The 7,444-nt window shown below is 39.6% G+C and carries 13 protein-coding genes; 4 read left to right on the plus strand and 9 right to left on the minus strand.

The genetic code is table 11. From position 1 onward, the window contains the following. Positions 1–312, plus strand: a 312-nt coding sequence (locus tag BLR42_RS19150; RefSeq protein WP_139165216.1) for a transposase, incomplete at its 5' end; no start/stop codon positions are given. Positions 313–425: 113 nt separating this feature from the next. On the opposite strand, the gene BLR42_RS19155 is transcribed toward BLR42_RS19150, so the two are convergent. The 9 genes from BLR42_RS19155 to BLR42_RS19195 form a co-directional block, all read right to left on the minus strand. Continuing rightward, positions 426–698: a hypothetical protein gene (locus BLR42_RS19155; protein WP_091872621.1), complete on the minus strand. Its 273-nt coding sequence runs from the start codon at positions 696–698 to the stop codon at positions 426–428. A 16-nt stretch (positions 699–714) separates the two neighbouring features. Further along, positions 715–912 (minus strand): DUF6485 family protein, encoded by a 198-nt coding sequence (locus BLR42_RS19160; RefSeq protein ID WP_091872624.1) that lies wholly within the window; start codon positions 910–912, stop codon positions 715–717. A gap of 6 nt (positions 913–918) precedes the next feature. Continuing rightward, positions 919–1,236 (minus strand): glutaredoxin, encoded by a 318-nt coding sequence (locus BLR42_RS19165; protein ID WP_091872626.1) that lies wholly within the window; start codon positions 1,234–1,236, stop codon positions 919–921. A 20-nt stretch (positions 1,237–1,256) separates the two neighbouring features. After that, on the minus strand, positions 1,257–1,547 hold the full coding sequence (locus BLR42_RS19170) for a putative quinol monooxygenase (protein ID WP_091872629.1): 291 nt from the start codon (positions 1,545–1,547) through the stop codon (positions 1,257–1,259). Positions 1,548–1,603: 56 nt separating this feature from the next. Further along, on the minus strand, positions 1,604–2,242 hold the full coding sequence (locus BLR42_RS19175; protein ID WP_091872631.1) for a flavodoxin family protein: 639 nt from the start codon (positions 2,240–2,242) through the stop codon (positions 1,604–1,606). 16 nt (positions 2,243–2,258) lie between these two features. Further along, a complete protein-coding gene (locus tag BLR42_RS19180; protein WP_091872634.1) occupies positions 2,259–2,858 on the minus strand; it encodes a DUF1349 domain-containing protein in 600 nt (199 codons plus the stop codon). 186 nt (positions 2,859–3,044) lie between these two features. Then, positions 3,045–3,569 carry a GNAT family N-acetyltransferase gene (locus tag BLR42_RS19185; RefSeq protein WP_091872637.1) on the minus strand — a complete coding sequence of 175 codons (525 nt, stop codon included), beginning with the start codon at positions 3,567–3,569 and terminating at the stop codon, positions 3,045–3,047. 202 nt (positions 3,570–3,771) lie between these two features. Then, on the minus strand, positions 3,772–4,104 hold the full coding sequence (locus BLR42_RS19190; protein WP_170832881.1) for an NUDIX domain-containing protein: 333 nt from the start codon (positions 4,102–4,104) through the stop codon (positions 3,772–3,774). Positions 4,105–4,111: 7 nt separating this feature from the next. Next, the gene (locus BLR42_RS19195) at positions 4,112–4,573 is read right to left on the minus strand and encodes an HD domain-containing protein (protein ID WP_091872642.1); all 462 of its coding nucleotides are present in this window, start codon (positions 4,571–4,573) and stop codon (positions 4,112–4,114) included. Between the two features lie 581 nt (positions 4,574–5,154). On the opposite strand from BLR42_RS19195, the gene BLR42_RS19200 reads away from it, so the two are divergent. The 3 genes from BLR42_RS19200 to BLR42_RS19210 all read left to right on the plus strand — a co-directional run bounded on the left by BLR42_RS19200 (position 5,155) and on the right by BLR42_RS19210 (position 7,357). Beyond that, positions 5,155–6,474, plus strand: a complete 1,320-nt coding sequence (locus tag BLR42_RS19200; protein WP_091872645.1) for an IS30 family transposase — start codon at positions 5,155–5,157, stop codon at positions 6,472–6,474. Positions 6,475–6,713: 239 nt separating this feature from the next. Continuing rightward, the gene (locus BLR42_RS19205; RefSeq protein ID WP_091872648.1) at positions 6,714–7,061 is read left to right on the plus strand and encodes a hypothetical protein; all 348 of its coding nucleotides are present in this window, start codon (positions 6,714–6,716) and stop codon (positions 7,059–7,061) included. 44 nt (positions 7,062–7,105) lie between these two features. Continuing rightward, complete coding sequence (locus BLR42_RS19210; protein ID WP_091872650.1) at positions 7,106–7,357, plus strand: hypothetical protein; 252 nt, start codon at positions 7,106–7,108, stop codon at positions 7,355–7,357. Positions 7,358–7,444 lie beyond the last annotated feature (87 nt).

Raw genomic sequence — 7,444 nt, forward strand, 5'->3', positions numbered from 1 at the left:
TGGGCTCAGTTTCCTGTGCTAAAAGAAATAGAAAAGTGCATTCGGGAGTTTAGAGAGTTTTTCGAAAAGAAAAATATGCCAATGCTCTATATCTTTATAGAAAAGTATTCAAACTCAGAGATCAAAGAAATTGCATCGTTTGCCAAAGGACTCCAACGAGATATAGATGCAGTTGAAAATGCCGTGGCCAGTCCGCTGAGTAATGGTTTTGTAGAGGGAACGAACAGTAAAGTAAAGACCATCAAAAAGGCTATGTATGGTCGCTGTGGAATTGAGTTACTCTCGGCCAAACTGATGTACAGAAAACCATAGTTTTACTAATAAATGCGGAAGAACCTTTAAATTCCATATTTTACTTCTAAATCCCTTCTGAAGCCGTCTCTATAATCCTGCAAAACAGCTTCGACACCTTTTCTCCTCTCTCTTTAATAAGTGCCTTTAAGCATCCCACCATCTTTAGATTCGCTCACATCCGTATCATCGTGTAAGGATACTCTCACCCATGCAACAGTCTCCATTCGCTCTAACTTTTTCAAGTGAATATAAATATCCTGAAGGCTTGGACGCCCTTCTCCCCACTGATTCGGGGCAATTGAATCTTCTTCATGGTTATCTTCGAAAAACTCATCAAGCGTCAGTAGTGGAAGCCTCTCCGGATCAGTATTTAATTTATCTTTAAATGTATTTATATCAATCACTTCATATGCCTCTGTCTTATACTATCTTTGCAAAATCCTCAAAGAAATATGCATCAGGCTTCTTGTCAGGATTAGCCTTTTTGAAAAAGCATGCTGGTATTTCTCCCTGACTTAGATTCTTCTGTATACACGGAGTGCATCCCTTGTCATGATTTGTCGGATGGTTAGGGCATTTAAGATCTGTACATGTACAAAATTTAGCTTCATTTCCCATAGTCTCTCAGCATCCTTTCCCATCTACTCTGCATGCAGCACCTACTTCTCCAGGCTTTTCTACCTCTATTCCCTTCTTTGTAAAATAGCTCTCCCAATCAAGGATTATTTCCCCATCCTCTGCGATTAGCGTAGGGATACCAATGTATCCATTTTTCTTGGCATCATCAAAGGCTTCATCCTTATCACGGAGTCTCAAAAACTCCTTAAGTCCTTTAAGACTGTGGGAAATATCAATGTTTTCATAGTCTATATTGTTTTTGTCCAGATTGTACTTACACTCTATGCAGTCGGGACACATTCCACTTCCATATACTTTTAGCATGTCACCTCTAATCCATCCTTTTAAATCTGTTCTGCACTATATTTCTCGAACTCAGTGCTTTCCACATATTGAAGCTTAAGCTCACCCAGCCTTGCGAAATGCTCACTGTTCTTATGATAGTCAATAGCTTCTCCGTCTCGCCATATCTCGGTCAAAATGAGTTCGTCTTCCTCCATACCAAAAGAATACTCATATCTGATGCAGCCTTCTTCTGATCTGCTCATCTCATCTATTTTGTTATCCTTTATTGCTTTAAGATAATTTTCTCTTAATCCCTGCTTGCACTTGTACCTGACTAATACTATGAACATTATTTTTTCTCTCTTTCTTAAATATTCAATTTCATCAATCCTTAATATCACTAAGACTATTTTGCTAAAAGAGCTTTTCCCATCTCATAAGCCTTTTTACATTCCTGCGGGAATACTGTTTCATGACGCTCTTTCTTATGTTCAGGATCAAAGAATGACCATTCCCAATCTGTTTTACTGTAATCGTTTAACTGTAAAGTATCGCCGCTTATAAGGACTTCTGTGGGACCCACAAACTTATCAAGCGTATCCTTGTAACCATTCAATAGTTCTGTGTACGCTGTATCAGGTGCATTGCTGGTCATTATAAGGAGAACTGGTATCACGTTCTTATTACAGCACGGTGTTTCAGCATTATAAGTAAGGCTCTGAAAAACAAGTCTCTCATATAGAGCTCTGAAAGATGCCGTTAAGTTCGACAGATAATTGGGTGATCCCATCATTAGCCCATCTGCTTTCCTAATATCATCAAGTACCTGTGTGAGCCCATCCCTGCATATACAGTGGCCTTTATTCTGTTCTTTTTTACATCCAAAACATGATATGCAGCCAGTGTATCGCTCAAGCTTAAAGAGATCATATCTTACTACTTCCGCTCCGGCTTCCTCACATCCCTTTGCTGCTTCTTTTAAAAGTGTATCAGTATTGAACCCTGCCCGTGGTCCTGCATTTACAACAACTATTTTTTTAGCCATAAGTCCTACCTCCTCGTTAATCCGGCTGCTGTCCGTCATGCGCCTTCCAGGCACATTCCGTTACCTGCATATCACTAAATACAGCCGTAAATGATGAATCTTCAGGTGAACATGCATATATACCAAACTGGATCTCGCCATCACCTTTTGTCATGTGACAGATCCTCATCTGTTTCCATTTTTCTCCGTCATCAGAGCATTCTATGCAGTAATCATCTTCCCTTCTGCTGAAGCGATACCACATGGACTTAACATCAGCGGGGATTTCTGTCGTAGCCCAGTCTGAATAGCCATTATTTGTAACTACGCTACCAAGGTGCTGGAATCTATCATTTTCATATTCTACAGATCCCTTGATCCAGTTATCGCTGTCCAGATACATAACTATTCCGCACTGATCGAATCTATGATGGCTATCCTCAAAGCTAGTCTTTACTACAAAGCTAAAGAACTTATCACTAGTCTTCATCTGATATACAGGGGCATTATCATTCCGGAAATGATAATAAGTTCTCTGCCACAAATCTGTATGAGGAAGTGTGGTAGCAGAAATCGTGCCATCCTTTATCTCAAAACTCTTTGGCTCTCTTGTCCATATAAATTCATTCAGATTCATCGTTATTCTCCCTTACTGTAATTCCAACCATGTTCTCCGTGATATATCATAAGTTTTGTCATTCCACCATCAATGCAGATATTCCTAAACATCTACATTATTTGATTTCACTCATATAATCATAACTTGCCTGCAATCCTATTTCTTCTCATAATCCGACCCATGATAATACATATTTTGTTTTGCTCAGAAATTCATTTCAAGAAGGCTAAAAGAAGGAATATAATCTATCCCTCTATCAAGGTCCTCATCTCCTACATAGGCAAACCCACTCTTTTTATATAGCTTTAATGCAGGAATGTTATCAGGAACGGCATCCAGCCTTAATGCTTTATATCCATTTTTTCTTGCTTCTTCTATGCAGAAATTTACAATTTCCGACCCAAGCCCTCTACCATGCTTATCCGTAGCTATCGCCAGTGCATGTATTACAAGATATTCTCCATCGGGAATATCTCTGCTCCATTTTCCTTTCCTGTAATTTCCCTGAGGATCTTCATTAAGAACAAATGCTCCAACAATCTCATCATTTTCAAAGCATATATATAGGCTATTCTCGTCAGTCATCTGTCTTACAAAGCTTTCTGACGGATATTCCTTATATACCCATCTTGGATAATTCACGTGACACTCAAGGTACTCCACAACTCTGTCGTAAAATGCTGTAACCACAGCTATATCTTTTTCCCGGCATTTACGTATCTTCATCATAGTTCCGCCATCTTCTCCTGTTTTTCAATATCGGCCAATTAAATTGCGTTCTATATTTGATTATACAAAAAACTTCAGATTGTTCAAAAACAACCTGAAGCCACCTAGTTCATTTTATACTTATCTTTTATTATTCCCTTATCACCCTTTTCCATCTATGCCACAAGCCGATTCTTCGTCTCCTGGATTTAATTATGCTTTATTAAATCTTCAAATCAAAGGCAAGTTTCAAATCCTGTGGTTTGACAACTATACCTAATTCTTCAGAAAGTTCTCTTACTGCAGCTTCACCAGGTGTTTCCCCGGAACGTACCCCGCCACCGGTCATGTCCCATTTCCCGGCATAATATCTGGCCTTTAGTGAGCGCTGCTGAACTATGTACATCCCTGCGCCTTCTCCGGGCACAGGAAAATCCGCAGTTTTCATTATGATTAGTACATGCCTGAAATACTCGCCTGGAAGCTTAGCTTCATGTTTTTCTTTGATTTTTCCGGTAGGGATTCCATCCCTTGTATATACATCTATGTATTCCATGAAATGGTCACAGCCCCAATTCTTTGCAGAGAGCGTCATATCTTTTCTGCTCTTTTTCTTTTACAGGTTTCGATGAATCTTTAAAACAGTGGTCAATAACATCTGCATCCTTTAAAAGCTCATCCATCGGAGAATCTGTCACGAGTTTATCATCGTGATGGTATATCGCAGAACATATGATATCAGTTTCTTCTTTTGAAGTGATGCCAAGTTCTTCAAGGACCTTTCTTGCCAGATCTGCTCCGAGATGGGCGTGATCATCATATGAACCACTCTTATATGCATGAAGATCGTGAAGCATTCCTGACATAGCACTTAATTCCTCATTAAGTCCGCGCTTCTTTGCGAGAATTGTTGCCGCAAGTGATACGCCGTAAAGATGAGCTGTTGCGCTAGTCCTTTTGTCTGAGTCAGTAATGTTAGCAAGTTCCTTGTCGATATATGTCCTCAAATCTTTTAATCTACTCATGTGTACCTCCGGATGCTATGAATTATTTTTCTAATAAATTGGTATTATTACATTTCATCTTCTGTTTCACAGGGGCGGTCTATGATAAAACCCCTTGCATCAAGCTCCTCTTCTTCTCCAAAAAGATTGAGTTGCTTAGCTCCCTGTATCATTATTTTAAGATGTATTAGGCTCGGATTTATATCAGCAAAAGTACTAAAAACAGTCGTTACTGAAAGATATATCCAAACCGAGTTTCAAATTGAAGTAGTTGAATGAATAACTTATCCTGAGAGCGTATTTAATCATACTTCACTTAGCGATCCAAGGGAAATTACACGGATCACAAAAATTTAAGAAAGTTTAAGAAAGTGTTCTATTGCAAGATGAGCAATTCAGGGTTATTATTAATGAACATAAGTTCGAGAACATACATTCGCTATTATGAGGAATTGCTTATGGAAAAGAATTATACTTGAGTGCTAATTTAAATTCCGGATTGTAACAGTAAATTCCGCATGAACTGACTTTACCTCCGCACATCTTTCCGCTATACTGCATAGGCTGCTGATTACCTAGCCTGTGTAAGAAAGAGAGGAAAGATGAGTACTCAAAAAGGTAATCAGAAACATCTGACTCTGTCAGATAGAATTAATATTGAAAAAGGTTTAAACAACAGTGATTCTTTCGCCGCCATTGCTAAAGTCGTGCACAAGGATCCTACGACCATATCCAAGGAAGTCAGAAAGCATTCCAAGGTGAAGGAATACAAGGGTTATGGCAACACTCCTTGTGAATCCAATAAGGATAAGCATTCTCCCTGCAAACTTAAGCATGTATGTGGAGACATGGATTGTGACAAATTCTGCAGACAATGCCACACCTATAGATGCAGTGATGTTTGCGGAACTTACGAACCAATGCAATGCCCAAACCTAAAGAAAGCTCCATATGTATGCAATGGATGTGGAAAGCGTGCTGGCTGCATGATGGAGAAGAAAATATATTCTTCCAAGTATGCTAATGATTGCTATCTCGAAACTCTTAGTTCCAGCAGAGAAGGAATAAATCAAACACCTGAAAGCATTCAGAAAATGAATGATATTCTGACTCCGCTAATCAAGAAAGGCCAATCGATATCACATATTTATGCATCTCATGCTGAAGAATTAGGCTGCTCTAAACGTACTACCTACACGTATATCGATGCCGGTGTTTTTGATGTAAGAAACATCGATCTGAGGCGCAAGGTAAAGTACAAAAAGAGAAAGACATCCACTAACACCAGTGCCAAGAGCCGCGCTTATCGTATAGGCCATAACTACGAAGATTTTAAAAAGAGAACAGAAAAAGATCAAAACCTAAGTATCGTAGAAATGGACTGCGTAGAAGGTAATGCTGATGGCCATAAGGTTCTACTTACCTTTACGTTCCGTAGAACTACGTTAATGCTGATCTTTCTATTAGAAAGTCAGACTCAGGAGGAAGTTCTCAAAGTCTTCTCTTATCTTGAAGAAAGCCTCGGGACAGAGCTTTTTAGTAGACTCTTTGAAATCATCCTTACAGATGGCGGAAGTGAATTTGCCGACCGTGAAGGAATGGAAACATCGTCGGATGGCAAGACTCAGAGAACAACCGTCTATTATTGTGATCCTTACTCTTTTTGGCAGAAAGGTTGTTGCGAAAAAAATCACGAGTACATAAGATATGTCCGTAAAAAGGGATCATCTTTCGATGATTTGGATCAGGAAAAAGTTACGCTCCTGGCTAATCATATCAATAGTACAAAAAGAGACAGTTTGAACATGCATAGCCCATTCGAACTGTCTCAGTTGCTCCTGGATAAACAGCTCTTATCTGTTATGGGATATAATCTCATCGATCCAGATGACGTAACGCTGACACCAGAATTATTAAAATAAAATAGTTGTGCACAGGCAGGTATTTCGCGCTTTGAATTTGCAAAAGTTAATTCAGGTATGCGGAGCTTAGTCTCGCACACTAAGTCCGGATGCCCCTTTGGCATACTCAAAATGCAGAAAAAACTGTTCTGTTGGTGCCATTATAACGGCAAATGGATTAAATTTAAAGGAGAAAAACGGATGTTAGTTCCGCATGATTACTGGGTCTTTGAGAATGCGGAATTAAATTCCGCATTCAAGTGGAAAAGAATTATACGATTTATGCTGTGGATTTTGATAATACGCTCTGCTACTCAACTTGGCCGGAACTCGGAGATCCCAACATCCTACTAATTGAGTATTTGTTGAAAGAAAAGGCTGCTGGAAACAAGCTGATTCTCTGGACATGCAGAGCTGGAAAACCTCTTTCAGATGCCATTAAGTGGTGCAGGGATTACGGACTTACTTTTGACGCGATAAATGACAATTTGCCGGAAGTTGTAGAGTTTTACGGCAACAATAGCCGGAAGATTACCTGTGATATTTATATTGATGACAGAAACGCATACATAGATCCGGACGGCAAGCTTCAGGGAGTTGCGATATAAGTCTCCTTCATGCGTGCAGCCCAAAATAGAATTAGGAGTTTTTTATGAGCATGATTATTGATGAAGTTGATGTTATCTGTCAGCACAAGGCGGATGGTAGCATCATTCCTCTCCGCCTCCGATTCATGGATGAGGAAGGAGAATATCAGTCATTTCCCATAAAGGGATTCCGGGAAGCCGAGAAAAAAGGCACCCATACAACAGAAGATGGTATCTACGTTGGTGATGCCACTTTCATATTTGAGTGCCTAATTATCGCTGCCGATGCGAAAAGAATTGTCAGAATCTATTATTGATGTATCAGCGAGAAAACTCCTTCCGACATAGTCGGTGGGGGATGAATCGCTGGCCCTCAGCGTTTCGCTTTGCTGTATCGTCCTGTT

It is taken from the genome of Butyrivibrio sp. INlla16 (assembly GCF_900104155.1).
In the GTDB taxonomy this organism is placed as follows: domain Bacteria; phylum Bacillota; class Clostridia; order Lachnospirales; family Lachnospiraceae; genus Butyrivibrio.